General features: G+C 73.1%; 23 protein-coding genes. 13 read left to right on the top strand and 10 right to left on the bottom strand.

Features of this window, described 5'->3' with window-relative positions; all coding sequences use genetic code 11:
• The 6 genes from AOK24_RS24375 to AOK24_RS24350 all read right to left on the bottom strand — a co-directional run.
• Positions 1-289, bottom strand: a 289-nt coding sequence (locus tag AOK24_RS24375; protein WP_167376859.1) for an acyl carrier protein, incomplete at its 3' end; no start/stop codon positions are given.
• Between the two features lie 27 nt (positions 290-316).
• Positions 317-1612, bottom strand: a complete 1296-nt coding sequence (locus AOK24_RS24370) for an ATP-grasp domain-containing protein (RefSeq protein WP_055722208.1) — start codon at positions 1610-1612, stop codon at positions 317-319.
• Between the two features lie 9 nt (positions 1613-1621).
• Positions 1622-2314, bottom strand: coding sequence for a uracil phosphoribosyltransferase (gene upp / locus AOK24_RS24365; RefSeq protein ID WP_055722207.1), 693 nt, complete (start codon positions 2312-2314; stop codon positions 1622-1624).
• Between the two features lie 13 nt (positions 2315-2327).
• On the bottom strand, positions 2328-3518 hold the full coding sequence (locus AOK24_RS24360; protein ID WP_206191260.1) for a cytochrome P450: 1191 nt from the start codon (positions 3516-3518) through the stop codon (positions 2328-2330).
• Complete coding sequence (locus AOK24_RS24355; protein WP_063799509.1) at positions 3508-4314, bottom strand: thioesterase II family protein; 807 nt, start codon at positions 4312-4314, stop codon at positions 3508-3510. The genes AOK24_RS24360 and AOK24_RS24355 overlap by 11 nt, the downstream gene beginning before the upstream one ends.
• 6 nt (positions 4315-4320) lie before the next feature.
• Entirely contained in the window at positions 4321-6348 is a 2028-nt protein-coding gene (locus tag AOK24_RS24350; RefSeq protein ID WP_079056972.1) for an amino acid adenylation domain-containing protein, read from the bottom strand.
• 304 nt (positions 6349-6652) lie between these two features.
• On the opposite strand from AOK24_RS24350, the gene AOK24_RS24345 reads away from it, so the two are divergent.
• Genes AOK24_RS24345 through AOK24_RS24315 form a run of 7 tightly spaced genes read left to right on the top strand, consistent with a single transcriptional unit; the run spans position 6653 to position 14173 of the window.
• Positions 6653-7546: an acetylating acetaldehyde dehydrogenase gene (locus AOK24_RS24345; protein ID WP_055722205.1), complete on the top strand. Its 894-nt coding sequence runs from the start codon at positions 6653-6655 to the stop codon at positions 7544-7546.
• The gene (dmpG, locus tag AOK24_RS24340) at positions 7543-8598 is read left to right on the top strand and encodes a 4-hydroxy-2-oxovalerate aldolase (RefSeq protein WP_055722204.1); all 1056 of its coding nucleotides are present in this window, start codon (positions 7543-7545) and stop codon (positions 8596-8598) included. Before AOK24_RS24345 ends, dmpG begins: the two co-directional genes overlap by 4 nt.
• Positions 8592-9872 carry a DegT/DnrJ/EryC1/StrS aminotransferase family protein gene (locus tag AOK24_RS24335; RefSeq protein ID WP_055722203.1) on the top strand — a complete coding sequence of 427 codons (1281 nt, stop codon included), beginning with the start codon at positions 8592-8594 and terminating at the stop codon, positions 9870-9872. The genes dmpG and AOK24_RS24335 overlap by 7 nt, the downstream gene beginning before the upstream one ends.
• Entirely contained in the window at positions 9869-11077 is a 1209-nt protein-coding gene (locus tag AOK24_RS24330) for an NAD(P)/FAD-dependent oxidoreductase (protein ID WP_055722202.1), read from the top strand. The genes AOK24_RS24335 and AOK24_RS24330 overlap by 4 nt, the downstream gene beginning before the upstream one ends.
• Complete coding sequence (locus tag AOK24_RS24325) at positions 11074-12750, top strand: AMP-binding protein (RefSeq protein WP_055722201.1); 1677 nt, start codon at positions 11074-11076, stop codon at positions 12748-12750. Before AOK24_RS24330 ends, AOK24_RS24325 begins: the two co-directional genes overlap by 4 nt.
• Positions 12747-13979 carry a cytochrome P450 gene (locus AOK24_RS24320; protein WP_055722200.1) on the top strand — a complete coding sequence of 411 codons (1233 nt, stop codon included), beginning with the start codon at positions 12747-12749 and terminating at the stop codon, positions 13977-13979. Before AOK24_RS24325 ends, AOK24_RS24320 begins: the two co-directional genes overlap by 4 nt.
• Positions 13979-14173: a ferredoxin gene (locus tag AOK24_RS24315; protein WP_055722199.1), complete on the top strand. Its 195-nt coding sequence runs from the start codon at positions 13979-13981 to the stop codon at positions 14171-14173. The genes AOK24_RS24320 and AOK24_RS24315 overlap by 1 nt, the downstream gene beginning before the upstream one ends.
• A gap of 105 nt (positions 14174-14278) precedes the next feature.
• Here the strand turns inward: AOK24_RS24315 and AOK24_RS24310 are convergent, their stop codons facing one another.
• Positions 14279-14905 carry a 2OG-Fe(II) oxygenase gene (locus tag AOK24_RS24310; RefSeq protein ID WP_055722198.1) on the bottom strand — a complete coding sequence of 209 codons (627 nt, stop codon included), beginning with the start codon at positions 14903-14905 and terminating at the stop codon, positions 14279-14281.
• A gap of 266 nt (positions 14906-15171) precedes the next feature.
• Here AOK24_RS24310 and AOK24_RS24305 point away from each other — a divergent pair, with 266 nt between their 5' ends.
• Genes AOK24_RS24305 through AOK24_RS45045 form a run of 6 tightly spaced genes read left to right on the top strand, consistent with a single transcriptional unit; the run spans position 15172 to position 22971 of the window.
• A complete protein-coding gene (locus tag AOK24_RS24305; protein ID WP_055722197.1) occupies positions 15172-15828 on the top strand; it encodes a 2OG-Fe(II) oxygenase in 657 nt (218 codons plus the stop codon).
• A gap of 47 nt (positions 15829-15875) precedes the next feature.
• On the top strand, positions 15876-17240 hold the full coding sequence (locus AOK24_RS24300; protein ID WP_055722196.1) for a B12-binding domain-containing radical SAM protein: 1365 nt from the start codon (positions 15876-15878) through the stop codon (positions 17238-17240).
• Entirely contained in the window at positions 17237-18355 is a 1119-nt protein-coding gene (locus AOK24_RS24295) for an aminotransferase class I/II-fold pyridoxal phosphate-dependent enzyme (RefSeq protein ID WP_079056970.1), read from the top strand. The genes AOK24_RS24300 and AOK24_RS24295 overlap by 4 nt, the downstream gene beginning before the upstream one ends.
• On the top strand, positions 18352-19110 hold the full coding sequence (locus tag AOK24_RS24290) for a tyrosine-protein phosphatase (protein WP_079056969.1): 759 nt from the start codon (positions 18352-18354) through the stop codon (positions 19108-19110). Before AOK24_RS24295 ends, AOK24_RS24290 begins: the two co-directional genes overlap by 4 nt.
• Before the next feature lie 10 nt (positions 19111-19120).
• Positions 19121-19762, top strand: a complete 642-nt coding sequence (locus tag AOK24_RS24285; RefSeq protein ID WP_055722193.1) for a prolyl hydroxylase family protein — start codon at positions 19121-19123, stop codon at positions 19760-19762.
• Complete coding sequence (locus AOK24_RS45045) at positions 19759-22971, top strand: MFS transporter (RefSeq protein ID WP_079056968.1); 3213 nt, start codon at positions 19759-19761, stop codon at positions 22969-22971. The genes AOK24_RS24285 and AOK24_RS45045 overlap by 4 nt, the downstream gene beginning before the upstream one ends.
• Before the next feature lie 40 nt (positions 22972-23011).
• Here AOK24_RS45045 and AOK24_RS24275 read toward each other — a convergent pair whose 3' ends face one another.
• From AOK24_RS24275 to AOK24_RS24265, 3 genes are all read right to left on the bottom strand, one after another.
• Positions 23012-25201: a xanthine dehydrogenase family protein molybdopterin-binding subunit gene (locus AOK24_RS24275; protein WP_055722192.1), complete on the bottom strand. Its 2190-nt coding sequence runs from the start codon at positions 25199-25201 to the stop codon at positions 23012-23014.
• Positions 25198-26178 carry an FAD binding domain-containing protein gene (locus AOK24_RS24270; protein ID WP_055722191.1) on the bottom strand — a complete coding sequence of 327 codons (981 nt, stop codon included), beginning with the start codon at positions 26176-26178 and terminating at the stop codon, positions 25198-25200. Before AOK24_RS24270 ends, AOK24_RS24275 begins: the two co-directional genes overlap by 4 nt.
• 7 nt (positions 26179-26185) lie before the next feature.
• Positions 26186-26464 (bottom strand): (2Fe-2S)-binding protein (locus AOK24_RS24265; RefSeq protein ID WP_240554092.1); only part of this gene is annotated, 279 nt, incomplete at its 5' end.

Raw genomic sequence — 26464 nt, 5'->3', positions numbered from 1 at the left:
CTCCGGTGCCGAGCAGGCGGGCGAGTCCGGCGTCCTCGGGGGCCTCGGCTGCGGCTGCGGCTCCTGTTCCGGTGCGCTTCTCCATGAACTCCGCTATGTCCGCCAGCGTGTTGAGGGCGAACAGGTCCTCGTCGGCGATGGTGACGCCGAGGCGCCGGCTGAGCTCCAGGGAGAGTTCGAAGGTGGCGAGGGAGTCCAGGCCGGCGTCCTCGCGGCTCGCGTCCGGGGACAGCTGGCCGGCCTCCACCTCCAGCTCCTCGATCATGATCGTCTTCAGCAGTTCGTACACGGGTCCTCCGGTCCGATCGCCGGGCCGCTACGCGTCGGCCGGCTTCCTTCGGGGCGTCTTCCAGCGGTCGGGCACCGCGTTGGTCCGGTGCTCCCAGACGACGTTGTCGTCCCACCACTCCTCGATCCGGCGCAGCTCCGCCCCGGTGTCGGGGCCGGTGAGCCGGAAGACCATCTCGGCGACGGGCAGGCCGAGTCCGGGGGCGCTGCCGTAGCGGCGTCCGATGTCGCCGCGGGCCCGGTAGGTGACCGTCCCCGGCAGCGGGCACGTGTCGGGCAGCGCGCGCAGGACCCCCTGGGCGGGCGGGAACCAGACGAAGCCGAGCCGTTCGCCGGTCGGGCGGATCTCGACCTGGTCGCCGCGTCCGGCCTGGCCGAGCAGGCTCGCGCCGTAGAAGTTCATGCCCAGCACGGCTTCGTGGACGTCGGTGACGAGGGCCGCGCCCGCCCGGCTGGCGATCTCGCAGACGACCAGGCGGTCGTCGGCGGTGTGGAACAGTTCGAGGTGGAAGGCGCACAGGCCGGGTACGGCGGGCAGCGCGGCCACGACCTGCCGTGCGGTGTCGCGCAGCCGCTCGGACAGGGGGTCCTCGTCGGGCATCATCCCCGTCATGGTCGGGGCGTCGAAGGCGACCGAGAACCAGTCGGAGTACAGGTTGCGGGAGGGCACGGCCAGCACCGCTTCGCCGTCCTTCATGAGGCCGTTGACGTGGTAGAAGTCGCCCTCGACCCAGGCTTCGGCCAGCCGGGTGGCACCGTCGGGGCGCTCCGGGAGGGCGCTCAGGGCGTCCTCGTCCATCAGGACCGACGTGCCGTTCGACGCGCCGGAGTCGAGCTCCTTGACGACGACCGGGAAGCCGACCTTCCACGCGAACTCGGCGAGTTCGTCGTTCGTGCGGAACGCGCGCATGGGCGCGACGTCGAGGCCCGCCGCCGCCAGCGTCGTCTTCATGACGTGCTTGTCCCGGTAGGCCGTGGCGGAGGCGAGGCTCTGGCCGGGCAGGCCGAGTTCGGCCCGCAGGCGCGCCGCGCGCAGCACCTCGCGCTCACCGAGCGACAGGATCCGGCGTACGCCGAACCTGCGGGCGAGGTCGGCGAGTTGGGCGTCGGGCAGCTCCCAGAGGCTGGGCACCACCTCCAGGTGGAGGAAGCGCTCCGCGTACGCGTCGAGGTCGGCGGTGGGGATGTCCGCGCGCGTGGTCACCACGACCAGTTCGCGCTCCGCGTCCGGGAACCACTCGTGCAGGCGCGAGACGATCTCCTTGGTGTTCAGCAGGAGGAACGGACCCTGTTCGGCCGCCATGTTCACCTTTCGGTCAGTCATCGGTTCCCTCTATGCGTCCGTGCCGAAGTAGCGGTCCCCGAAGTCCCCGATGCCGGGCAGCATCCACGCGTTCTCGTCGAGCCGTTCCTCGATGGCGGAGGTCACGATCCGCACCCGGGGGTACTGCTCGCAGACGGCGGTGATGCCCTCGGGGACGGTGATGAGGTTGACGAAGACGATGTTCTCCTCGGGCACGCCGAGGTCGGTCAGCACCCGCAGGGCCGACAGGGCGGTCCCGCCGGTCGCCATGACCGGGTCGAGGAGCAGGACGTGGCGCCGGGCGAGGTCGGCGGGCAGGGCGGTGTAGTAGAGGCGGGGCTGTTTGGTCGTCTCGTCCCGCTGGATGAGGATCTTCCCGATCCTGATGCCGGGGCAGACGTTCCGCAGTTCGCCCTCCATGCTCTCCCCGGCGCGCACCACGGTGACCCCGCACAGTCCGGGGGCGAAGCGCAGCCCCTGGTAGGCGGCGCCGGTCGGGGTGCGGACCTCGTGCGGTTCGAAGGGCAGCAGGTCGAGGCCGGCTTCGAGCAGCAGGCGGATGATCCGGCGCGAGCAGTGGACGAAGTCCTCCCGGCGGGCGTCCCGGTCGCGGATCACGGTGTGCAGGGCGCACAGTTGGTCGGTCTGGGGCAGCAGGCGGACGCTGGTGCCGAGGTACTGGTCGATCGCGGGGGTGGGAGCGGGGGCGGTCGGCGCGGTCATGGGGCAGGTCTCCTCAGGCCCTCGGGACGAACTTCACGGGCAGCGAGTCGAACCCCCACAGCAGGTTCGAGCGCAGGCGGCGGACCTGGCCGGCGAGTTCGGCGACCTCGACCCGGGCCAGGAGTTCCTCGAACATCACCGTGAGTTCGAGCTTGGCGAGCGAGGAGCCGATGCAGTAGTGGTTGCCCTGGATGAAGCCCAGGTGCCGGTTGGGGTCCCGGGTGATGTCGAAGCGGTCGGGGTCGGCGAAGACGGTCTCGTCGCGGTTGGCGGAGGGCAGCCAGGCGACGACGTGGTCCCCGGCGCTGATCCGCTGCCCGCCGAGTTCGGTGTCCTCGGTGGCGGTGCGCAGCGCGTGCATGACGGGCGAGGTGTAGCGCACGACCTCCTGGATCGCCGAGGGCATGAGGGCGGGCTCGTCGCGCAGCCGCTGCCACTGATCGGGGTTGTCGATGAGGGCGAGCAGTCCGCCGACGGTGGCGTGCCGGGTCGTCTCGTTGCCGCCGGAGACGAGGGCGTCGCAGTTGTAGAGGATCTCCTGGTCGGTGAGCGGGGCGCCGTCGATCTCGCCGCACACCAGGGCGCTCATGAGGTCGTCCTTCGGCTCCCGCCTGCGCTGCTCGGCGAGGTCCTGGAAGTGGAGGAGGATCTCGGTGTGGGCCTGGATCTTGCGCGCCTCCTCGGTCTCGTCGAGGGCGGTGGAGCTCCAGGCGAAGCGGGTGCGCTCGACCATGAAGTCCCAGTCCTCGGGCGCGACGCCGAGCATGTCGCAGATGACGGAGACCGGCAGTTTCTGGGCGACGCGGGTGAACTCGCACTCCCCCTCGGCCAGCGCCTCGTCGATGGCCCTGGCGGCCGTCGCCCGCATGTTGGTCTCGAGCCGGCTCACCATGCGCGGGGTGAACGCGGAGCTGACGACCTTGCGGATCTTGTCGTGCCGGGGCGGGTCGGTGATGTTGAGCATCTTTCCGGCCGCGGCGGCGAGGACCTGCGGGTCGGAGTCGAGGCGCATCCCGTTCTGGGAGCTGAACACGCGGGGGTCGGTGAGCAGGTCCGTGCACAGGCCGTGCGTCATGACCGCCCAGAAGTGCTCCCCGTTCGCGCGCTGGTTGCGGTACACGGGGTGTTCGGCGCGCAGCCGCGCCCAGACGGGTCCGGGGTCGGAGTCCCGGTAGAGAAGCGGGTCGGACAGGTCAACGTTCATCAGCTCTCCCGTTCATCGGTGCGGTGCCGAGCACGTCGCGCAGGGCGCGCAGGACGTCGCCCTGGTGTTCGCCCAGGTAGAAGTGGCCGCCGGGGAAGGTGCGGAGGGTGAAGCGGCCCCGGGTCGCGCCGGCCCAGGCGCCCGCGTCGCCGGCTCCCACCGCCTCGTCCTGGCGGCCCACGAACGCGGTGACGTCGGTGCGCAGCGCGGGGCCGCCGGCGCGCGGAACGTAGGACTGGACGATGCGGTAGTCGTCGCGGACCGCGGGCAGGAAGGCGGAGCGCATGTCGGGGTCGTCCAGCAGGCCCGCGTTGCCGGAGCCCAGTTCCTTGAGGAGGGCCACGAGCCGGTCGTCGTCCAGGAGATGGGCGCCTTCCTGCCCGGCGAAGGGCCGCACCCGGTGCGGGGCGCCGCACCCGGAGACCACGAGGTGGCGTACGGCGCCGGCCGAGCCGTCGGCGGTGAGGCGGCGCAGGACCTCGTAGGCGACGACGGCACCCATGCTGTGCCCGAAGAGGACGGCGGGCCGGTCGAGGAGTCCGCGCAGTTCCTCGGTGACCTGGTCGGCGAGGGTGTGCAGGTCGGGCGGGAAGTCGTCCCTGATCCGGTTCTCGCGGCCCGGGTACTGGACGGCCCACACCTCGGCCCCGGCGAGGTCGCCGCCGCCCCAGTCGCGGAAGTAGCTGGCCGCGCCCCCGGCGTGCGGGAAGCACACGAGCCGGGTCTCGGCCGGTGGCCCGTAGGAGCGGAGCCAGTGGCTGTCGGGCCGGACGGCGGCGCTCTGTCGCGGTGCCACCGCCGGTCAGCTCCGCCCGGCGCGGTCCGCCGCGCCGTCGCCGGCCGCCCGGGTGACGGCCTCGGCGAGCCCGGCGATGGTCGGGGACTCGAACAGGACGCGGGCCGTCATGCCGACGTCGAACCGGGCGCGGATGCGGGCGATGAGGCTCGCGGCGAGCAGGGAGTGGCCGCCCACCTGGAAGAAGTCGGCGTCGACGCTGATGCCGCGGCGGCCGAGGATGTCCTCCCAGATGTCCGCGAGGACCGCTTCCACCGGGGTGCGCGGCGCGACGTGGGCGGCCTCGGTGCCGTCGTCGGGTTCGAGGGCGAGCAGGGCGGCCCGGTCGATCTTCCCGTTGGGGGTCAGGGGGAAGGCGTCCAGGACGTGGACGGCCGCCGGGATCATGTACCAGGGGAGGTGGCCGCGCAGGTGGGTGATCAGGTCGGCGGCGGAGGGTGCGGCCCGCTCGCTCGCGGTCACGAAGCAGACGAGGGTGCTGTCGGGGCCGTCGCCGGTCACCTGGGCGACGCAGGCCCGGACGTCCTCGTGTTCGGTGAGCACGGTCTCGATCTCGCCGAGTTCGATGCGGTAGCCGCGCAGTTTCACCTGGTGGTCGCGGCGGCCGAGGAACTCAAGGCAGCCGTCGGCGTCGGCGAGCACCAGGTCCCCGGTGCGGTAGAGCCGGCTGCCGGGCACGCCGGAGAAGGGGTCGGGCAGGAACCGTTCGGCGGTGGTCTGCGGCGCGCCCAGGTAGCCGACGGCCACGCCCGCCCCGCCGATGAACAGCTCCCCCGGCTCTCCCGCCGGGACCGGCCGCAGGGCGTCGTCGAGGACGTACGTGCGGACGTTGTCGATGGGGCGGCCGATCGGGACGGAGCTGTACTCGCTGCCCTCCCATGCGGCGCCCGGCTCGTGGACCGTGGTGGTGATGGTGCCCTCGGTCGGGCCGTAGACGTTGAACCAGCGGATGTCCTCGCCGACGTGTTTCTTCCAGGTCAGCAGCGCCTGGCGGGCCGCTTTCTCGCCGGCCACGATCATGGTGCGCAGCGCGGACTCGGTGGCGAGCCGCAGCAGGCAGTCCTCTTCCTCGACCCAGCTGTGCCAGAAGGCGGTGGGCACGCTCAGGAAGGTCGTGCCGGTGTCGATGACCTGCTGGGTCAGGGCCCGGAACGTCTGGCGCAGGGGGTCGCTGCCGAGGACGAGGGCCGCGCCGTGCAGGAGCGGCGGGAAGATCTCCTCGGCGGCGGCGTCGAAGCTCAGGGGCCTGCACTGGAGGACGCGGTCGCCGGGGGCGAAGGCGAAGTGCCGGTTCACGGCCGCGCTGTGGTTGGCCAGCGAGCGGTGCGTGACCAGGACGCCCTTGGGGCGGCCCGTGGAGCCGGAGGTGTGGATGACGTAGGCGACGTCCGACGGGATCGGTGCGGGGCCGTCCGGGGCTGGCGCGGTGTCGGCGTTCTCGCCGGGCCGGTCGAGGCAGACGATCTCGCCGTCGTAGTCGGGGAAGAGCGGCCTGAGCGGCTCCTGGGTGAGGAGCAGGCGCGCTCCCGTGTCGGCGAGGACGTACCGCAGCCGTCCGGCCGGGTACTCCGGGTCGAGGGGCACGTAGGCGGCGCCGGTCTTCAGGACCCCGAGCAGGGCCGTGATCATCTGCGGTGACCGTTCGACGCACAGGCCCACGAACGCGCCGGGGCCGATGCCGCGTCGCCGCAGCTGTGCGGCCAACTCGCTGGATTCGTCGTCGAGTTGACGGTACGTCAGTTCTTGGTCCCGCCAGATCAGGGCCGGTGCGCCCGGGGTGCGCGCGGCCTGGGCGGCGAACAGGTCGTGCAGGCAGGTGCCCGGTGCGTCGTCCCTGTCGTCCGGCGACCGGGCGGGCCGGATGTCCGGCCAGTGGGCGCCGACGTACTCCAGGCACTCCTGGCGGCTCGCCGCCCGGTGCGCGACGCGCCAGCCCGGTGGTACGTCGAGGCCGCCGGCCCACAGAGCGTGCCGGTTCTCGCTGTTCACCAGGACCAGAGAGACACCGTTGTCGTCATGTATCGGGTTGACCACGGCTCGCAGTCCCCTTCGGATGCTAAAGGTGCGGCGTACGGACTGGCGTTGTGCCAGGAGCAGCCCCCGCCAGGGAGGCGGCGGGGGCTGCCCTCGGGGGCAGTGCCCGCACAGCATGGCTCCGCGTCCCTGCAAGGGCCTCGCCGCCTCGCTTGCCCCGCCCGTCACGCCGCCCGGTCAGCGCGACGGCGAGCCGTCGGCAAGGTCACGGGCCCAGGCTGCTGCTCGTGGGAGCCCCGTATCCGGGCCCCGCGACCGGCCCCGGGCCGGAGCACGCCGCACCTTGACGGAAAGGCGACTGCCCATGCAAGCAACTGGACGGCTGTCCGTATCGATACTCGGCGCCGGGCTCATCGGTATGGACCTGGCGACCAAGATCATGCGTTCGGACCGCCTCGACCTGCGGCTCGTCGCGGGCCGGCACGACGCCGCTCCAGGGCTGCGGCGCGCGGCGCGGCGCGGTCTGCCGGTCGCGACCGGGGGCATCCAGTCCCTCGTCGACGCCGGGGAGGACTTCGACGTGGTGTTCGACGCGACCAACGCGTCCTGCCACGCCGAGCACGCGGAGCGGCTCGCGGGGTCCGGCGCGATGATCGTCGACCTGACGCCCAGCCGGGTCGGGCAGATGATCGTCCCGACCGTCAACCGGGCGGACATCGGCTCCCACCGGGACATCTCCATGGTGACCTGCGGCGGGCAGGCGTGCGTGCCGGTCCTGCACGCGATAGCGCGGGAGCACGAGATCGAGCGCATCGAGGTCGTGACGACGGCCGCGACCCTGAGCGTGGGCCGCGCCTCGCGCCTGAACCTCGACGAGTACGTGCAGACGACGCGGGACGCGATCCGCTGGTTCACCGGCGTCGAGGACGTGAAGGCGCTCGTCAACATCAGCCCGGCGCGGCCCGCGGCCACCTTCCGGGTCGCCATGTACCTGGTGGGCAAGGACCTCACCACGGCGTCGGTGCGCTCGCTGGTGGCCGGGGCCGCCGAGGAGATCCGCTCGTACGTCAAGGGGTTCGACGTGAGCGTGTGCACCGTCAACGACTCCACGGCCTTCGTCTCCGTGGAGGTCACGTCGTCCGGCGACCACTTGCCGTCCTACGCCGGGAACCTCGACATCATCAACTCCGCCGCGATCCAGGCCGCCGAGTGCTACGCGGCGGACCTCCTCGCGCCGGCGGGCAGGGAGACCGCATGAGCCAGGAAGCGGGCAGGCCGATCCTGATCCACGACCCGACGCTGCGCGACGGCCAGCACGCCGTGCGGCACAGCCTGGGCGCCGAGCAGTTCCGCGCGTACCTGAAAGCGGCGGACGCCGCGTCGGTCCCGTTCGTCGAGGTCGGCCACGGCAACGGGCTGGCCGCCTCGTCCCTCCAGGTCGGCCGGGCCCGGCTGAGCGACGACGAGATGATGTCGATCGCCCGGGAGACCCTGACGACCAGCAAGCTGGGCGTGCTCATGTTCCCGGGCTGGGCCACGACCCAGGACCTCAAGAACGCCCTCGCGTACCAGGTCGACCTGGTGCGCATCGCGACGCACTGCACCGAGGCGAGCGTCGCCGAACGCCACCTCGGCTTCCTGCGGGACGAGGGCGTGGAGGCGCACGGCATCCTGCTGATGACGCACATGGCGAGCCCCGACCAGCTCGCCGAGGAGTGCTCGCGCCTGGTCGGGTTCGGCGCCACCGGCGTCGGCATCCTCGACTCTTCGGGCCACTTCCTGCCCTCGGACGTCACGGCGCGCATCGAGGCCATCTGCGCGGCGGTCGACGTGCCGGTGATGTTCCACGGGCACAACAACCTCGGGATGGCCGTGGCGAACTCGGTCGCGGCAGCAGAAGCGGGCGCGGGCATCCTCGACGCGTGTGCGCGGGGCTTCGGCGCGGGCGCCGGCAACACGCAGCTGGAGGTCCTGGTGCCGGTGCTGGAGCGGCTGGGGTTCCGGACGGGCATCGACCTGTACCGGCTCCTGGACGCCGCGGACCTCGCCGAGCGGGAGCTGATGCCGGCGCCGCCCGCCATCGACTCCGTGTCCATCGTCAGCGGGCTGTCCGGCGTGTTCTCGGGGTTCAAGAAACCGGTGCTGGACATCGCCGCGCGGGAAGGCGTCGACCCGCGCGACGTCTTCTTCGAGCTCGGGAGGCGTCAGGTGGTCGCGGGCCAGGAGGACCTGATCGTGGAGGTGGCGATGGCCCTGCGCGCCGCCCGGGACAGGGACGGCCTCACCGGCGGCGGGACCGGGCCGTGCTGACCGTGAACGAGAACTCCCGGTACTTCGTCCCGGCCCCCTCCGTGGGCAGCATCCTCGGGGACGCCGAACTCGCGGCGCTGGACAGGGTCGTGCGGTCCGGCGAGAGCCTCTCGCAGGGGCGCTGGCGGGACGCGTTCGAGCAGGCGATGCGCGAGCACATCGGCAGCCGGTACGCGATGACCGTCACCAGCGGCACCGTCGCCGTCGCGCTCGCCGTGCACCTGCTGGACCTCGCCCCCGGCGACGAGGTCATCGTGACGCCGCAGACCTTCAAGGCCACCGCCGACCCGCTGCTGGCCCACGACGTGACCGTCCGCTTCTGCGACGTGGAGCCGGACACCCTGAACGTGGACCCCGCCTCGTTCGAGTCGCTGATCACCCCGCGCACCCGGGCCCTGATCCTGGTCCACTACGGCGGCCGGCCGGCCCGGATGGACGAGATCATGCGGGTGGCCCGGCGGCACGGCGTCCGGGTGATCGAGGACTGCGCCCACGCGCTGGGCGCCCTCTACCGGGGCCGGCGGCCCGGCGTCCTCGGCGACATCGGGTGCTTCAGCTTCCACTCCAGCAAGAACATCACGACCCTCGGCGAGGGCGGCATGCTCACCTTCGGCGACCCGGAGTGGGCCGAGCGCGTCGACCGCATCCGCTCCAACGCCGCCGACGGGGCCTTCGTCCCGTCCCCGCTGCGGGCCGGTCCTTACGACCGCGCCGAGCCCTGGATGATGTGGGCGGGCGACTCGTACGAGAACGAGTGCCTGCGCGTCCGCCACCCCGGCGGCAACGCCACGCTCAGCGAGGCCGGGGCGGCCGTCGGGCTCGTCCAGCTGGAGCGGCTCGGGGAGCTGGCGGGGCGGCGGCGGTGGATCGCCGGCCGGCTCGCGCAGACGCTGGCGGAGTTCCCGCAGGTGCGGCTGGCCGAGGTGCCCGAGGACGTCCACCACCCCTACCACCTGTTCACGTTCTTCGTCCGGCCGGGCCAGGGGGCGAGCCGCGACGACGTCATCCGCGCCCTGGAGGACGCCGGGGTGCAGGTGCAGGTGCGCTACTTCCCGCTGCATCTGCGCCCGGAGTGGCGGGGCCGGGGCCACCGGCTCGGGGAGTGTCCGGTCACCGAACGGGTCTGGTTCCACGAGCAGGTCAACCTGCCCTGCTACCCGTCGATGACCGACGGCCAGGTCGAGCACCTGGTGCTGGCCCTGAAGTCCGCGCTCACCGGACGCCGGGGCGCGGGCGGGGACGGAACGCCGGACTACGAGGAGGCCCGGGCATGACGGAGTCGTACGACGTGGTGGTCGTGGGCGGCGGGCCCATCGGCCTGGCCTCCGCCTGGGAGGCGGCCGGGCGCGGCCTGCGGGTCCTGGTCCTGGAGCGGCACGCGTTCTTCAACGAGACCGCGGGGACGAGCGGCGCCGAACGCCACTGGCGCCTCCAGTACACCGAGGAGGACCTGTTCCGCCTCACGCTGGAGACCCTTCCGCTGTGGCGGGCGCTGGAGAGCCGGTGCGAGCGCCGCCTCATCCACGAGATCGGCAGCCTCTGGTTCGGGGACACCGACGTGGTCACCAACGAGGGCCAGATAGCGGGCACCGCCGAGATGATGGACAAGCTCTCGGTGCGCTACGAGTGGCTCAGGGCCACCGACATCGAGCGGCGGTTCGGGTTCCGGAACCTGCCCCGGGACTACGAGGGGTTCCTCCAGCCCGACGGCGGGACCATCGACGTCAGGGGAACCCTGTCGGCCCTCTTCACCCTCGCCCAGGCGGCCGGCTGCACCCTGCGCGCCGGTGAGGCGGTGACGGCGCTCGTGCCGGACGGGAGCGGCGTCACCGTCACCACCGACCGGGGCACCTACCGGGCCGGCAAGGCCGTCCTGGCCTGCGGCCCCTACACCAACGACCTGCTGGAGCCGCTGGGCGCGCGGCTCGCGTACTCGGTGTACGAGATGGCGATCGCCACCTACCGGCAGGCCGCCCCGGTGGCCGGGTCCGTGGCCGGGTCGGTGGCCGGGTCGCCGTTCTGGTTCGCCTTCCAGCAGCCGACGCCGGAGGACACCAACCTGTTCTACGGGTTCGGCCACAACCCGTGGGCGCCCGGGGAGTTCGTGCGCTGCGGGCCGATCTTCGAGGTCGACGCGCTCGACCACCCGTCGGCGGCCACGGGCGTCGCCGACCCGCGCCAGATGCGGCGCCTGTCGGGCTGGCTGCGCGACCACGCGCCCCACGTCGACCCCGACCCGGCGAAGACCTCGACCTGCCTGGCCGTGCTGCCCACGGACACCGAACGGCAGTTCTTCCTCGGCACCGCCCGCGACCTGATGCCGCACGGGGAACGGCTCGTCGTGTACGGCGCGGGCTGGGCGTTCAAGTTCGTCCCGCTCTTCGGCCGGATCTGCGCCGACCTCGCCGCGGACGACGCCACCCCGTACGACATCTCACGGCTCGCCCTGCAATCGGCCCAGGCAGGTGACCGGACGTGAATCCGTTCCGCCCTGATGATCCCGGGCTTCCGCGCGTCCCGCCGGACCGCGCGCGGGAGTACCGCGACCGCGGCTGGTGGCTGCCCGAGCGGGTCGACCGGCTGGCGCTGCGCCACGTGGACGACGATCCCGGCAAGGAGGCCGTCCGGGGCCCCGGCGGCCGGCTGACCCGGCGCGAGCTGGCGGACGCCGTCACGGGCGCCGCCGCCCGGCTGGCCGCCCTCGGGATCGCGCGCGGGGACCGCGTCCTCGTCCAGCTCCCGAACGACCTGGAGCTGGTCGTCCTGCCGCTGGCGCTGATGCGGCTGGGCGCGCACCCGGTCATGGCGGTGCCCACGCTGCGCCGCCGCGAGCTGCTCGCGGTGGTGGCGGCGACCCGGCCCACGGCCGTCGCCGTACCGGGCCGGTGGCAGCGCTTCGACCATGTCGCGCTGGCGCGGGAACTCCAGGAGAGCTGCCCGGACCTCCGGCACGTCCTGGTCGCCGACCGCGCCTCGGACACCGTGCCCGACGGCACCGAGGACCTCGTCGCGCTGTGCCGTCCGGACCCCGGGGCGAAGCCCCTGCCCGATCTGGGGCCGCCGCTGGCCGACGAGCCCGCCGTCTTCCTGCTGTCCAGCGGGACCACCGGGCCGCCGAAGGCGATCGCGCGCGCCCACGAGGGCTACGGCTACATGATCCGCACGGCCGCCCGGTGGGCCGGGCTCTCGGCGGACACGGTGTACCTCGCCGTCATGTCGGGGGCGCACGGGTTCGTCCTCAACTGCCCCGGTATGCTGGGCGTCCTGGCCTTCGGCGGGCGGATCGTCCTGGGCTCGCCGGGAGATCCCGGGGCGGCCCTCGACCTCGTCGACCGGGAGGGGGTGACGCACACGACGCTGGTGCCCGCGCTGGTCACCCAGTGGCTGGACGAGGTCCGCAGGCGGGGCCGCGGGCCGAAGACGCTGCGCGTGATGCAGGCGGGCGGCGCCCGTCTGGAGCCCACCCCGGCGGCCGAGGCCCGGAAGTTGCTCGGCTGCACGGTGCAGCAGTGCTACGGCATGAGCGAGGGCCTGCTGACCTACACCGCCCTGGACGACCCCGCCGACGTCATCGCCCACACCCAGGGCCGCCCGGCCTCGCCCGGCGACGAGATCCGCGTCGTGGCCGAGGACGGCACGGAGGTGGCCCCGGGCGAGACCGGGGAGCTGCTGACCAGGGGCCCGTACACGGTCGCCGGGTACTACGCGGCCCCCGAGGCCGACGCGCGCGCCTTCACCGCCGACGGCTTCTACCGCACCGGCGACCTGGCCCGCCGCCACCCCTCGGGCGGCCTGGTCGTGGAGGGCCGGATCGGCGACGTCATCAACCGGGGCGGGGAGAAGATCTCCGCCGGGGAGATCGAGTCGCTGCTCGGGGAACACCCCTTGCTGCGGGCGGTCGCGGCGGTCGCCATGCCGCACCCGGTGTGGGGGCAGACCGTCTGCGTCTTCGCCGTCCCCGCCGACCCGGCCGACCCGGGGAAGCAGCCGACGTTGCTGGGCGTGCGCCGCTTCCTCACCGGGCACGGCATCGCCACGTACAAACTGCCCGAGGACCTGCGGATCGTCGACGCCCTGCCGATGATCGGCGTCGGGAAGATCAACCGGGTCGCCCTTCGCGCGGCGGCACAGGAACGGGAACGGACCCCATGACCGAGATCCTCGACCACGACACCCCGTCGTTCCCGATGGCCCGCGCGTGCCCCATGCACCCGCCTGCCGAGTACCGGGAGCTGCGCGGGCGGGAGCCGGTCAGCCGGGTCCGGATGCCCGACGGCCAGCTGGCCTGGCTGGTCACCGGGCACGAGGAGGCCCGCAAGCTGCTCGCCGACCCGCGGGTCAGCGCCGACCGCCTGCACCCGGCGTTCCCGGGGAGGCTGACCGCCGAGCAGCGCGGGGCGGCCGAGCGGGTCCGCCGGCTCAGCACCCGGCGCTCCATGATCCACCTGGACGGCGCCGAGCACGGGGCCCACCGCAAGCTCCTGACCGGCGAGTTCTCGCTGCGCCGGATCGCCGCGCTGCGCCCGCGCGTCCAGAGAATCGTCGACCGCAGCATCGACGACCTGCTGGCCGCGCCGCAGCCCGCCGACCTCGTCGAGCACGTGTCGGAGACGGTGCCGTCGCTGGTGATCTGCGAGCTGCTGGGCGTGCCCCACGAGCGGCGCCGCGAGTTCCACACGTGGGCGGGCATGCTGGTCAGCCGGTCCGTCCCCGTGCGGGAACGCGCCGCGGCCTCCGACGCGCTCAACGAGTTCCTGGAAGACCTCGTCACCGAGAAGGAGCGAGGCGAACCCTCCGACGATCTGATCGGGCGGCTCATCGCCCGCAACCGGCAGACGCCGGTGATGACGCACGACGAGATCGTCGGCACCGCCGTCATGCTGCTGGTCGCCGGGCACCAGACCACCGCGAACATGATCTCGCTGGGCGTGGTCGCGCTGCTGGAGCACCCGGAGCACCGGGCGCGCATCGCGGCCGACCCCGCGCTGCTGCCCCCGGCGATCGAGGAGATGCTGCGCTACTTCAGCGTCGTGGAGAACGCGCCCGCCCGGGTCGCCACCGAGGACATCGAGATCGGCGGCGTCACCATCCGCAAGGACGAGGGCATCGTCGTGTCGGGCCTGGCCGCCGACTGGGACGAGGAGGTCTTCGCCCACCCGGACCGGCTCGACTTCGAGCGCGGCGCGCGCCACCACGTCGCCTTCGGGTACGGCGTCCACCAGTGTCTCGGGCAGAACCTGGCCCGGGTGGAGCTGGAGGTCGTGTTCGAGACGCTGCTGCGGCGGGTGCCGGGCCTGTCGCTGGCCGGGCCGGCCGGGGACCTGCCGTACAAGGACGACGCCGGGATCTACGGCATCTACCAGGTGCCGGTGAACTGCTGATGCGCGTCATCGCGGACAGGGGCCGGTGCGTCGGCGCCGCCCAGTGCGTCCTGGCGGCGCCCGCCGTCTTCGACCAGGACGAGGAGGGGCTGGTCGCGCCGCTGACGGTGGAACCGGCCGGGGCGGAGGGGGCGGCCGTCCGGCAGGCGGTCCATCTGTGCCCGTCGTCGGCCATCCGGATCGACGAGGAGTGACCGGGAGGGACGAGGAGAGCCACCGACGGAAGCCGCCGCCCGAACTGTCTCGGGCGGCGGCTTCCGTCGGTGCCGGGCCGTCGGTGTCCGGCCGGGGCTCGCGGGCTACTCGAAGAAGGCCATGGAGACCGACTGCCGTACCAGGCCCCGCCCTTCGGCGACCGGTGCCATCTGGTGCCAGGACGAGGGCGAGGCCGAGTAGAACCAGGCGGTGCCTCCCGTCGGGGGCATCGTCGAGGCGGGGCCGGCCGATCTGTCCGGGCCGGACCAGTACTCCTGTTCTCCGCCGCCGTCGGCCGGCCAGTGCTCGTTGAGGTGCAGGGCCAGAGCGAGCCTCTTGTGCTGTTTGCCGGCGCTGAGGTCCTCGAAGTCGCCGTCGTAGTGGTAGTAGATCTCGGCCCGGCGGTGGAGCCCGGCGGTGTCCACGCCGGTCTCGCGGCGGAGCCAGCCGCTGAACTCGTCGGACAGCAGGTCGGTGACCAGTTCGCGCCAGGGCGCCGACAGGGGGATGTCGTCGGGGGTGATCCCGGTCTTGTTGTCGGAGAACGGCAGGACGGACGAGCGGTAGCGGCGCCGTACGTCACCGGTCGAGGTGTCGATCCGCCGGAACAGGCCCGCGTCCGGCGCGGTGGCGCCGAGGCCGGCCAGGTCGCGCGCGGAGAGCAGACCGGCACCGCGGAAGTGCCGGAAGGGGTGGTCCCACGTTTCGAGCCGGACGTCCAGGTTGATCAAGACTCGCACCTCTCGGCGGCCGGCGGGGTGTGCCGGTTCGGGTATCAGGGCTGCCCCGTCAGTCTCGCCGGGCCGCTTGCCGTGCGATGGCGTGCCGGTTTGCGAAGACCTTGCTGCTGCGGGGCGGCGGCGGCAAGGCACCGGCAGTGGGCGGGCAGCGGATCGACAAGGGGTCGGCAGGGGCCCGCGGCCAGGCTGTGGCCAGGTCGATTCCCGGCGGCCGACCGGTCGTCCCGGGTTTCCCGGATCAACTCCAAGGAGGCACCGTGGTGCTGACGCTCGACTCGGCGCTGGAGGAACGCACCCAGCCGTTCCAGCTCTTCCGCGGCCGTGACCTGCTCGACGACGGGCAACTGGAGCAGTTGCTCGCGACCATGCCGACCGCCGACGTCGCGAAGATCGCGGTCGAGGACCCCAAGCACGAGAAGCAGTACCGGATGAACCTCGTGGACCTCGTCGTCCTGGAGCAGGACGCCCCGGTCTTCCCGCGCCTGCCGGAGATCTGGCGCGACCTCGTGGAGGACCTGCGCGGCGCGGAGTTCACGGCCTGGCTGGAGAAGTCGACCGGGATCGCGCTGGCCGGGCTCCAGCGCAGCATCGGCCTCTACACGCACCGCAACGGCGACTACCTGTCGGTGCACAAGGACAAGCCGACCAAGGCGATCACCGTGATCCTCTACCTGAACCGGGACTGGCCGATCGAGGCGGGCGGACAGTTCCAGATCTTCGCCTCCCCCAAGGCGAGCCCGACGGAGGAGATCAGCCCGGTCGGCGGCCAGCTGCTCGCCTTCCCGCCCACCGACAGGTCCTGGCACGCGGTCTCGAAGATCGAGCACCCGCAGGGGACCGAGCGGATCACGGTCCAGATCGAGTACTGGCTGGACACCGAGCTCGCGGGCTCCGCGTACCGGCCGCAGAACTGACCGTCCGGCGCCCGGCACCCACTGTGCCGGAACCGAAAGGACCCCCCATGGGAAAGATCGTGGACGAGCCCCGGAAGATCCTCGTGATCTGGCCCCCGCAGGTGCTCAGCTACTTCAACGCGGGGCACCACCTCGCGCTCTACCAGGTCGCCGGTCACCTGCGCGCCGTCTACCCCGGCGCGCAGGTGACCGCGATCGACGCCAGTGTCGAGCGGCTGACCTGGAAGGACGTCGGCAGCAGGCTCTTCCAGGAGCGGTACGACGTGATCGCCGTGATGAACGAGTTCGACGGCATCGACGGTCTGCGCCGGCTCGTCTCCTACGCCCGGGCGCTGAACCCGCACGCCCCGGTCATCACGTTCGGCCGGCTGTCCGGGGTCAACCCCCGCTTCTTCGAGCGCTTCGACATCGACGCGATCGTGGAGAACGGCGACTTCGAGGCCGGTGTCGGCGCCGCGATCGAGGTCTTCCGCGGCCGGGCCACCGAGGCGCCGGGGGTGCACCTGCGCCGCGACGGCTCCTGGACCGCTCCGCAGCGCCGCGGCGACCTCCTCCCGGCGGAGGACTGGTACCTGCCCACGCCGGACGAGATCCCCTACGCCCACTACGACGCCCTCTACTTCGACGACGCCAACAAGTTCTGCGGCATCCCGCGCCGCCGCGAACTCGTCGTCCCCGCGGCTCGCGGGTGCCCGGTCGGCTGCTCCTACTGCGAGGTGCCGCTGATCTACACGCGCAAGGAGCGGCGGCTCACGGTCGAGCGGACGCTCCGGTACATCGAGGAGTCGTTCGCCGCGGCACCGTTCGAGTACGTGGCGTTCTACGCGCCGACGTTCACGCTGGACAAGAAGTGGATGGAGGAGCTCTGCCGGGAGCTGACCGGCCGGGGGTCCCCGTACCCGTGGAAGTGCGCTACGACGGTCCACCACCTCAGCGAGGGCATGATCCGGTCGATGGGTGAGGCCGGCTGCGTGCGGATCAGCGTCGGTCTGGAGACGCTCGACCCGCAGGAGGGCGCGCTGCTGCCCCGGGCGAAGCAGAAGTCCGCGCTGGACCTCGACCGGCTCTCGGCCTGGTGCGCGGAGTCGGGCATCGAGCTGAACTGCTTCGTCATCGTCGGGCTGCCCGGCACCACGATCGAGGGCGCCGAGCGGACCATCGAGGCCGTCCAGGAGCGCGGCGGGCGGGCCCGGCCGACCGTGTACGCCCCCTGGGAGCTGGCGGGCCCCGATCTCCAGGACCACGAGATGGCCGCGTTCAACCGGCAGTTGTTCGTGCCGGGCACCCACGCGCTGACCGACGACGAGCTGACCCGCGGCTACGACATCGTCTTCGGCAGCCAGCCGGACGTCACGCAGGTGTTCGAGAACATCCCGGCCCGCGCCGCCGGCCCGGCCCTGCGCCCGGTATGAGGGACGAGACACTCGTGCCGGCGCGGGAGGGTTCCCCGTTCCGGCGGGAGAGCGCCGGCCGGTTCCGCAACCGGCGCGTCCGGGTCCCCGACGAGATCAACCTGAAGAACTGCGGGCTGCTCGACGACCGGGCGGCGGCGGTGCACCGGGCCACGCTGGCCGCGTTCGACCCGGACGACGTGCTGACCTACCCCATCCTGGGTCCGCTCCAGGGCCTGCTGGCCGACCGGTTCGGGGTGGACGCCGACTCCCTCGTGCTCACCGCGGGCAGCGATCCCGGGCTGAACCTGCTGACCCGGGCGTTCCCCGAGGCGGCGCGGATCGTCCTGCACCAGCCGAACTTCGACGGCTGGGCGAAGTTCGCGGCGATCTCGGGCTGTGTCCTCGACCCGGTCGCCCCGGACCCGGCCACCGGCCTGTTCGACCTGCGTGACCTCGCGCGGCGGCTGCACGCGGGAGCGCCGGCGTTCGTCGTCGTCACCACCCCGCACAGCTTCACCGGGCAGGTGCACGGGAGGGAGGAGCTGGCCGAGCTGGCCGAGGCCGTCGCCGAGCACGGGAGTCTGCTGGTCGTGGACACCGCCTACCTGGCGTTCACCGAGGGCGGCGAGGAGTCGGTGCGCGGCCTCACGGGGTTGCGGCACGTGGTCCGCGTCAACACGTTCTCGAAGTCCTACGGCCTGTCGGGCGCCCGGATCGCGGTGACGCTCGCGCACCCGGCGACGGCCCGGCACCTGTTCGACCTCGACCCGGAGGGCCCGGTCTCCGCGCTCGCGGTGGCGCTGCTGCGGCGTTCGCTGGAGGAGCAGGCCGTCTTCACCGGGATCTGGGCCGACGTGCGGCGGCTGCGGGAGCGGTTCGCGGCCGAGGTGGAGCGTACGGTGCCCGGCTGGCGGGCCCGGCCGAGCGGCGGGAACTTCGTGACCTGGGACGTCCCCGACGCGACGGCCGCCGGGGCCGCGAGCCGGTACCTCCTGGAGCGGGGCATCGTCGTACGGGACCTGTCCGGGGCGCCGGGGCTGCCCGCCGCGGTGCGGATCGCGGTCGCGAACGAGGCCGTCGTCCGCCGGGTCGTCGCCGCCCTGGGCGACTGGCAGCGGGGGGAGGCGGCATGAGCCCCCGCGTGCACACCCGCATGGACACCCGGCGGATCGCGGTCCCGGGCCTGCCCAACGTGCGTGACCTGGGCGGGCTGCGCGGTCCCGGCGGGGGGTACCTGCGGCGGGGGCTCCTCGTCCGGGGTCCGGCGCCGTCCCCGGATACGGCGCCGGCCCTGGACGACCTGGGCATCCGTACCGTCGTCGATCTGCGTCTGGAGGAGGAGCGCCGGCTGTACCGGGGGCCCGAGGCCACCGGGGCGACCGTGCTGTCGCGTCCCGTGGCCGGCGACATGAGCCGGATCCGCGGCAATGTGCGGCCCCTGCCCAGCGACTACCTCGCGAACTACCGCGACATGCTGAAACGGGCGGCGCCGGTCGCGGCGGAGATCGTGGAGTTGCTCGCCGCCGGCGCGGAGGTGCCCGTCTACATCTGCTGCGCGATGGGCAAGGACCGCACCGGCGTCGTCAGCGGCCTGGTCCTGCGGGCGCTCGGGGTGCGGACGGCGGACGTCGCCCGGGACTACGCCCTGACCGCCCGCGCCTACCGCGCCCTGCGCAGCGGCGATCCCCGCCCGGGCTGGACCCGCGAGGACTCCCTCGCGCAGCTGCGGCTGCGGACCTCCACCCCGGCGGCGACGATGCGCTCGCTGATCGCCGGGATCGAAGCCGAACACGGCAGCGTCGCCCGGCTGCTCACGCTGCACGGCCTCCGGGAGGAGACCCGGCTGCGCACGGTCGCCGGCGCGTTCACCCACCCCGTCCACCTGTGAGGAAGAAGACGTGTCCCTCGTCGACATCGACACCATCAGCCGGGCCGAGCTGGAACAGGACCCGTTCGGCCACGCCGTGATCCCCCGCTCGTTCGTCACGGACGCCGTCGCCGAGCGGTTGCGCGGCGAGTTCAGCGACGCCGGCTTCGAGGAGTCGCAGCGCACGGACGTGAACCGCTCGGACAAGCAGTACCGGATGTTCAACCGGAGCCTCGTCACCGCGGGCGCGGTCGACCGGGACCAGGTGGGCGCGCTTCCCGCGAGCTGGCAGCAGCTCGTCGAGGACGTCGTGTCACGGCCCTACCGCGCGGCGCTGTCCGCGCTGACCGGCGTCGACCTGGACGCGTGCCTGGTCGAGGCCCGCATGACGCGCTACGCCCGGGGCTGCTGGATCGAGCCGCACACCGACCGCCCGGACAAGGCGGTGACCCACCTCTTCTACTTCAACGACGGGTGGGACGCGCGGTGGAGCGGTGACCTGCGGCTGCTGCGCAGCGCCGACATGGCCGACTGCGCGAAGCGGGTGGCGCCGACCACCGGGACGTCCGTCGTCCTGGTGCGCTCGGACCGGTCCTGGCACGGCGTCCCGCCGGTCGCCGACAGCTGCCCCGTGGACCGGCGGGCGCTGCTCGTGCACTTCGTCCGCCCGTGACCCGGTGGACGAAGGAGCGAGAGACGCCGGGTAAGCGCACCTACCTGGTGGCGCTGACCGTCGACTGCGTGGGCAACGGCCTGTGGACGCCGGTCGCGCTGATCTTCTTCACCCGGGGCCAGCACCTCCCGCTGGCGCACGTCGGTGCCGCGCTGACGGTCGGCGGGCTCCTCGGCCTGCTCGCGGGGCCGGTGAACGGCCTGCTGGTGGACCGGTGGGGTCCGGCGAACGGCGCGGCCCTGAGCTACGCCGTGCGCACCGGGGTGTTCGCGCTGTTCCCCCTCGTCTCCGCGACGTGGCAGGTCGGCGTGCTCGCCGTGGTCGCGGCTGCCTCGGACCGGCTGTTCTGGACGGCCAGCACACCGCTGCTGGCCCGGCTGGTCCCGGCCGGTGAACTCATCGGCGTGCTGAGTACGGCGAGCGTGCTGAAGGTCAGCGGCTGGGCGGTGGGCGGCGCGGTCGGCGCGACCGCCGGGGGCCTGCTGATCGGCAGCAGTACGGGACTGCACCTGGTCGCGTACGCCAACGGCCTGACGTACGCGGCGGCCATGGGCCTGGTGCTCACGGTGCGCCGGCACGTCCGGCCCGTCCCCGGGGCCGAGCCCTCGGCCGACGGACGCGAGTGGCGGTGGCGCGACCTGCGGGACGACCCCGGGTTCCTGCGGCTGTGCCTGCTGACGCTGCTGCTGGCGTTCGTCTCCGACTGCCTGACGGCGATGCTGCCGGTGGTCGCCATCGTGGTGCTGGGGCAGCCGTCGTGGGTGCCGGGGGTGGTGATCGCCGTCGCCTGCGTGGCGATGGCCGTGGCCCGGCGGCCCGCCGTCGCCTACGCGCGGCGCGTGCCCGCCCCGCGCGCGCTGCGCCTGGCGGCCGGCTTCTTCACCCTGGCGGTCCTCGTCATGGCGCCGGCCGGCTGGGCGGGGCCGGCCACGACGGCGGTCGTCCTGTGCGCGGCGCTGGTCGGCACGCTCGGCGACGCCCTGTTCGCCCCGGTCGTCACGACGACGGCGAACGCCGCCGCCCCGCCCGGTCTCGCCGGCCGCTACAACGCGACCTTCCAGACGTCCTTCGGCGTCGCGGGCGCCATCGCCCCGGCGGCCGGTACGGCACTGCTGGCGCACGGCAACGCCGCCCTGTGGCTCGGCCTGGCCGTCGTCTGCGCCGGGACGGCCCTGTCGGTCGGGTTCCTGACCAGGCCGACCCGGCCGGTGAGCCCGGGTCACCCGCCCGGCCGGGAAGGGCTGCGGCGGGTCGTCGTCGGCGGGATCTCCGGTGCCGGCAAGACGACGCTGGCCGGGGCCCTCGCCGGAGCCCTTGACCTGCGGCACATCGAGATGGACGCGCTCTACCACGGGCCCGGCTGGACGCGCCGCGCGGAGTTCGCGGACGACGTGGAGCGCGCCACGCGGGCCCCGGCGTGGATCTGCGACGCCCAGTACCACTGGGTGGTCGGTGACCTGCTCGGCGAGCGCGCCGACACGTTCGTCTGGCTCGACCTGCCCCGCCGGACCGTCATGCGCCGGGTGCTGCGGCGCTCGCTGGTCCGGGCCGCCACCGGCCGGGAGCTGTGGCACGGCAACCGGGAGACCTGGCGGTCGATGCTGCGCGACCCGCACCACCCGCTGCGCTGGGCCTGGTCCCAGCACGCCACCCGGCGCGCCGAGACGGCCGCCTACCTCGCTCTGCACCCCGGCCTGAGCGTCGTCCACCTGACCAGCGCGGGACAGGCGCGGCGGTGGCTGCGCTCGATTCCGCGCCGGACCGCTCCGCCCGACCCCTCACCCCCCAGCGCAGGAGGTATCACCATGCAGGACCGTCGGCGAGAAGCCGCTCCCCCCGGGGAGCCGCTGCTGGAGATCCACGGCGGGAACCGGCTCTCCGGGTCAGTCCGGACCTCCGGGTTCAAGCACTCCCTGGTCACCACCGTGGCCGCGGCGGCCACCGCGAGCGCGCCGGTACGCGTCGCGAACTGCCCGGACATCGTCGAGACCGAGGTGCTGGGCGAGATCTTCCGCGCGGCGGGCGCGCACGCCCACTACGACGGGCCGGCCGAGACGTTCACCGTCGACGCGTCCGCCTGGGAGCGCACGGAGCTGCCGGCCGAGCTCGTCGGCCGTATCCACGGCTCGCTCTACCTGCTGCCCGCCCTCGTCTCCCGGGGCGGCGCGGCCCGGCTGGCCGCGAGCGGGGGCTGCACGATCGGCGAGGGCCCCCGGGGCAGGCCCGTCGAGCATCTCCTCGACGTGATGGAGCGGTTCGGCGTCACCACCCGGCTCACGGCGGACGGTTCGGTGGACCTCACCGCCGAGCGGCTGAAGCCGTGCACCATCGACATGCTCGACTACACGCGCAACAAGGCGCTGATGAGCGGGCCCTGCTACAGCGGGGCGGTCAAGACGGCGCTGCTGATGGGGGCGGTCACGCACGGCACGACCACCCTGCACCACCCGTACCTCAAGCCCGACGTCACCGACATGGTCACCGTGCTGCGCGAGCTCGGCGCCGACATCGAGTTCGCCGGGCCCGAGACGTGGGTCGTCCACGGGCGGGGCCCTGAGGCGCTGAACCGGGCCGCCGAGGTCACGCTGATCCCGGACCTGATCGAGGTGGTCACCTGGATCTGCGCGGGCGTCCTCCTGGCGGACGAGCCGCTGACGGTCACCGGTCCCGGCATCGACCGCGCGGTCCACGCGCTCGCCCCCGAGTTCGACCTCCTGGACCGCATGGGGGTACGGGTCGACGTCGCCGCCGACGAGGTGACCGTGCACCCGATGGAGAAGCCGCTGCGGCCCGTGGAGTTCACCGCCATGTCGCGGGGCGTGTTCAGCGACAGCCAGCCCTTCTTCGCCCTGCTCGCGGCGTATGCCGAAGGCCCCACCTACATCAGGGAGGCCGTCTGGGAGCACCGCTTCGGCTTCGCCCCGGAGCTGGCGGCGCTCGGCATGCGGACGGCGGTCGACGGCACGATCCTGCGCGTCGACGGCCCCTGCCCGCCGTACCTGCCCGGCACCGACCTGTACGCCACCGACCTGCGCGCCGCCGCGGTCCTGCTGCTCTCCGCGCTCGCGGTACCGGGCCGGACCACGCTGCGCAACCACCACCACCTGGCGCGCGGCTACCGCGACCTCGTCGCGGACCTGGTGAAGACGGGCGCCGACATCCGGCACACGACGGCCCCCGAGGCCCGGGCGGAGCTGCCGGCGGCGTGACGCCATGAGCCGCGGTGAGGACACGCCCTCACCGCGGCTTTCACAGCAACGCCTCCGGTGTGATGGGCAGTTCGCGGATGCGGCGGCCGGTGGCGTTGAAGACGGCGTTGGCGATGGCGGGCGCGACGCCGACGATGACGATCTCGCCGAGCCCTTTGACGCCGATCGGGTCGGCCTCGTAGTCCTCTCCGTCGATGTAGACGGCCTTGAGGTCGGTGGGGATGTCGGCGTGTACGGGTACGAGGTAGTCGGCGAGGTTGGCGTTGACGATGCGGCCGTCGCGGTGGTCGGTGACGGTGTGTTCCAGGAGGGCTTGGCCGATGCCGCCGACCATGGCGCCGATGGCCTGGCTGTCGGCGAGTTTCGGGCTGATGATCCGGGCGGCGTCGTACACGCCGACCATGCGCCGCACCCGGACCAGGCCGAGCGTCGCGTCGACGGCCACTTCCGCGAAGGTCGCGGCGTAGGCGTAGTGGGAGAGCTTCTCCGTCGCGGGGGCTCCGGCGTAGGAGCCGAGTGTTTCGAGGTGGGTGAGGTGGTGGCGGTCCAGGAGCCGCTGGTACGTCTCTCCGCGCGCGGGGTGGGCCGCGAGATACAGCCGGCCGGCGCGCGCCACGACACCGGCCGGGTCGGCGCCGTACAGCGGGGAGCCTTCGTCCCCGACGGCGAGGGCGACGGCCTGTGCCCGCAGTTTGTCGCAGCCGTCCTGGACGGCGGAGCCGACGCTGGCCATGGTGCGGGAGCCGGCGTGGATCGTGGCGGGGGGCATGAGGGAGTCGCCGAGTCGGAAGGTGACCTGGCGCATGGGCAGGCCGAGGGCGTCGGCGGCGACCTGGGTCATGGAGGTGGCGGTGCCGGGGCCCATGTCGCTGGTGGCGGACTGGAGGAGGGCGGTGCCGTCGGCGTCGAGCCGGACGGAGACCTGGGCTTCGCCGCGCTGGGTGTCGTAGACCCCGGCGGCCATGCCCATGCCGATGAGCCAGTCGCCGTCGCGCGTGGAGCGGGGTTTCGGGTTGCGGCGGTGCCAGCCGAATTCGCGGGCGCCGACGCGGTAGCAGTCGCGCAGGCGGCGGGTGGAGAAGGGCAGGTTGGTGGACTCGTCGTCGGAGGGTTCGTTGCGCAGCCGCAGTTCGATCGGGTCGACGCCGAGTTCGTGGGCGAGTTCGTCCATCGCGGACTCGACGGGGTAGGAGCCGCTGGCGTAGCCGGGTCCGCGCATGTACGTGGGGGTGTTCACGTCCAGCGGGACAGTGCCGTAGGTCTGGCTGACGTTCGGGGTGCTGTAGAGCATCCGGCCGGGGACGAGGACGCTCTCGCGGTACGTCTCGTAGCGGGAGGTCTCGGCGCGGACGTCGTGCGCGGTCGCGGTGAGCCGGCCGCGCCGGTCGCTGCCGAGGCGCAGCGCGTACTCGTAGGCGGGCCGGTAGCCGACGCCGAAGTACGTCTGCCTGCGGGTGAGCGCGAGTTTCACCGGGCGCTTCACCTCGCGGGCGGCCATCGCGGCGACGACCGTGTGCACCCAGGTGCGTCCCGAACTGCCGAAGCCGCCGCCGACGACCGGGGCGATGACACGGACCCGGTCCGGGGGGATGCCGAACTCGGCGGCCAGGGTCATCACCGTGCCGCCGACCCAGTTGGTCTTCTCCCAGAGGGTGAGCCGGTCCCCGTCCCAGCGGGCGACCGTGCCGGCGGCTTCCATCGGGTTGTGGTGGTTGCGGGCCGTCTTGTAGGTCAGGTCCAGCGTGACGTCGGCGGCCTCCAGGGCCTTGGCCGCGTCGCCGCGCGCGTAGGTCTCGGGGGTGCCGGCGGGGTCGGCGGCGTCCAGGTCGGTCGAGGGCGGCTGGGCGTCGTAGGTGACTTTCACCAGGCTCGCGGCGTGCTGGGCCACCTCCAGGGTGGTCGCCACCACGACCGCGACGGGCTGGCCGAAGAAACGGACCCGGTCGTCCTGGAAGGCGCGCAGTGGAGTGCCCGGCGGGAATCCGCCCTGCCGGGGCGGGAGTTGGGGTGCGTTGAGGTGGCTGATCACCTTCAGGACACCGGCCTGCGCCTCGGCGGCGCGGGCGTCGACGCCGGTGATCCGGCCGTGGCCGACGGTGCTGTCGACGAGGACGGCGTGCACGACGCCTTCAGGGTTGTTGTCGGCGGCGTACTTCGCTCTGCCGGTGACCCTCAGCCGGGCGTCGACCCGGGCGACGGACGCGCCGACGGCTGCCTGGGGCTGGCTCACTTGGTGCCTCCTACGATGCGCAGCTGGCGTTCGACGGTGCGCTTGAGCAACTCGACCTTGAAGGCGTTGTGCTGGAGGGGGTGGGCACCGTCGGCCGCGTGTCCGGCTGCCTCGGCCCACAGGGCCTTCGAGGGCCGCTCGCCGATGAGCCGGCGTTCGACGGCGGGGAGCTTCCAGGGCACGGTACCCACGCCGCCGGCTGCGACCTTCGCCGTGCGGATCACTCCGCCGCGGATGTGGAGGGCGACGGCGGCGGAGGTGAGGGCGAACTCGTACGACTGCCGGTCACGGACCTTCAGGTAGCCGGACCGCAGGGGGCGTGGGTGGGCCGGGATCTCCACGGCGGTGATCAACTCGCCCATGCGCAGGGCCTGTTCGCGGTCCGGCGTGGCGCCGGGCCTGAGGAGGAAGTCGGTGAGCGGGAGGGTGCGTGGGCCGTCCGGGCCCAGCAGGTGCACGCTCGCCTCCAGTGCCGCGAAGGCCACGGCGGCGTCGGAGGGATGCGTGGCCACGCACGCTTCGGACGTGCCGAGGATCGCGTGGGTGCGGTTGACGCCCTCGCGGGCCGCGCAGCCGGAACCGGGCTCACGCTTGTTGCAGGCGGCGGACACGTCGCGGAAGTACGCGCAGCGGGTGCGCTGCATGAGGTTGCCGCCGATGGTGGCCATGTTCCGCAGCTGGGGCGAGGCGCTCAGCTCCAGCGCCTGCGAGACGACGGGGAACAGGGCACGCACGCTCGGGTGGGCGGCGGCCTCGGACATGCGGACCAGGGCGCCGATGCGCAGAGCGCCGCGTCCGGTGGCCGTGACCTCGTGCAGGGGCAGGGCGCTGATGTCGACCAGGGTGTCGGGGCGTTCGACGGTCTCGCGCATCAGGTCGACGAGGGTGGTGCCGCCCGCGATGTACCGGCCGCCCCGCGTGCCCGCGTCGAGTGCCTCGCGGGTCGTGGACGCCTTGCTGTAGGCGAAGGGATGCACGAGGGCCTCACTTCCCGCGCGCGGCGGTCTGCTCGACCGCGCGCACGATCTTGACGTAGCAGCCGCAGCGGCAGAGATTGCCGCTCATCCACTCCCGGATCTCGTCCGGGGAGCCGGCATGTCCTTCCTGGATGCACGCGGTACCGGACACGATCTGGCCGGAGGTGCAGTAGCCGCACTGATAGGCGTCCTGGTCGATGAACGCCTGCTGGAGCGGGTGGAGTTCGTCGCCGTCGGCCAGTCCCTCGACCGTGGTGACCTCGGTGCCCTCCAGCCGCACGGCCAG

The organism is Streptomyces niveiscabiei (assembly GCF_001419795.1).
Lineage (GTDB): Bacteria > Actinomycetota > Actinomycetes > Streptomycetales > Streptomycetaceae > Streptomyces > Streptomyces niveiscabiei.
This window is presented reverse-complemented; position numbering and strand designations above follow the sequence as displayed.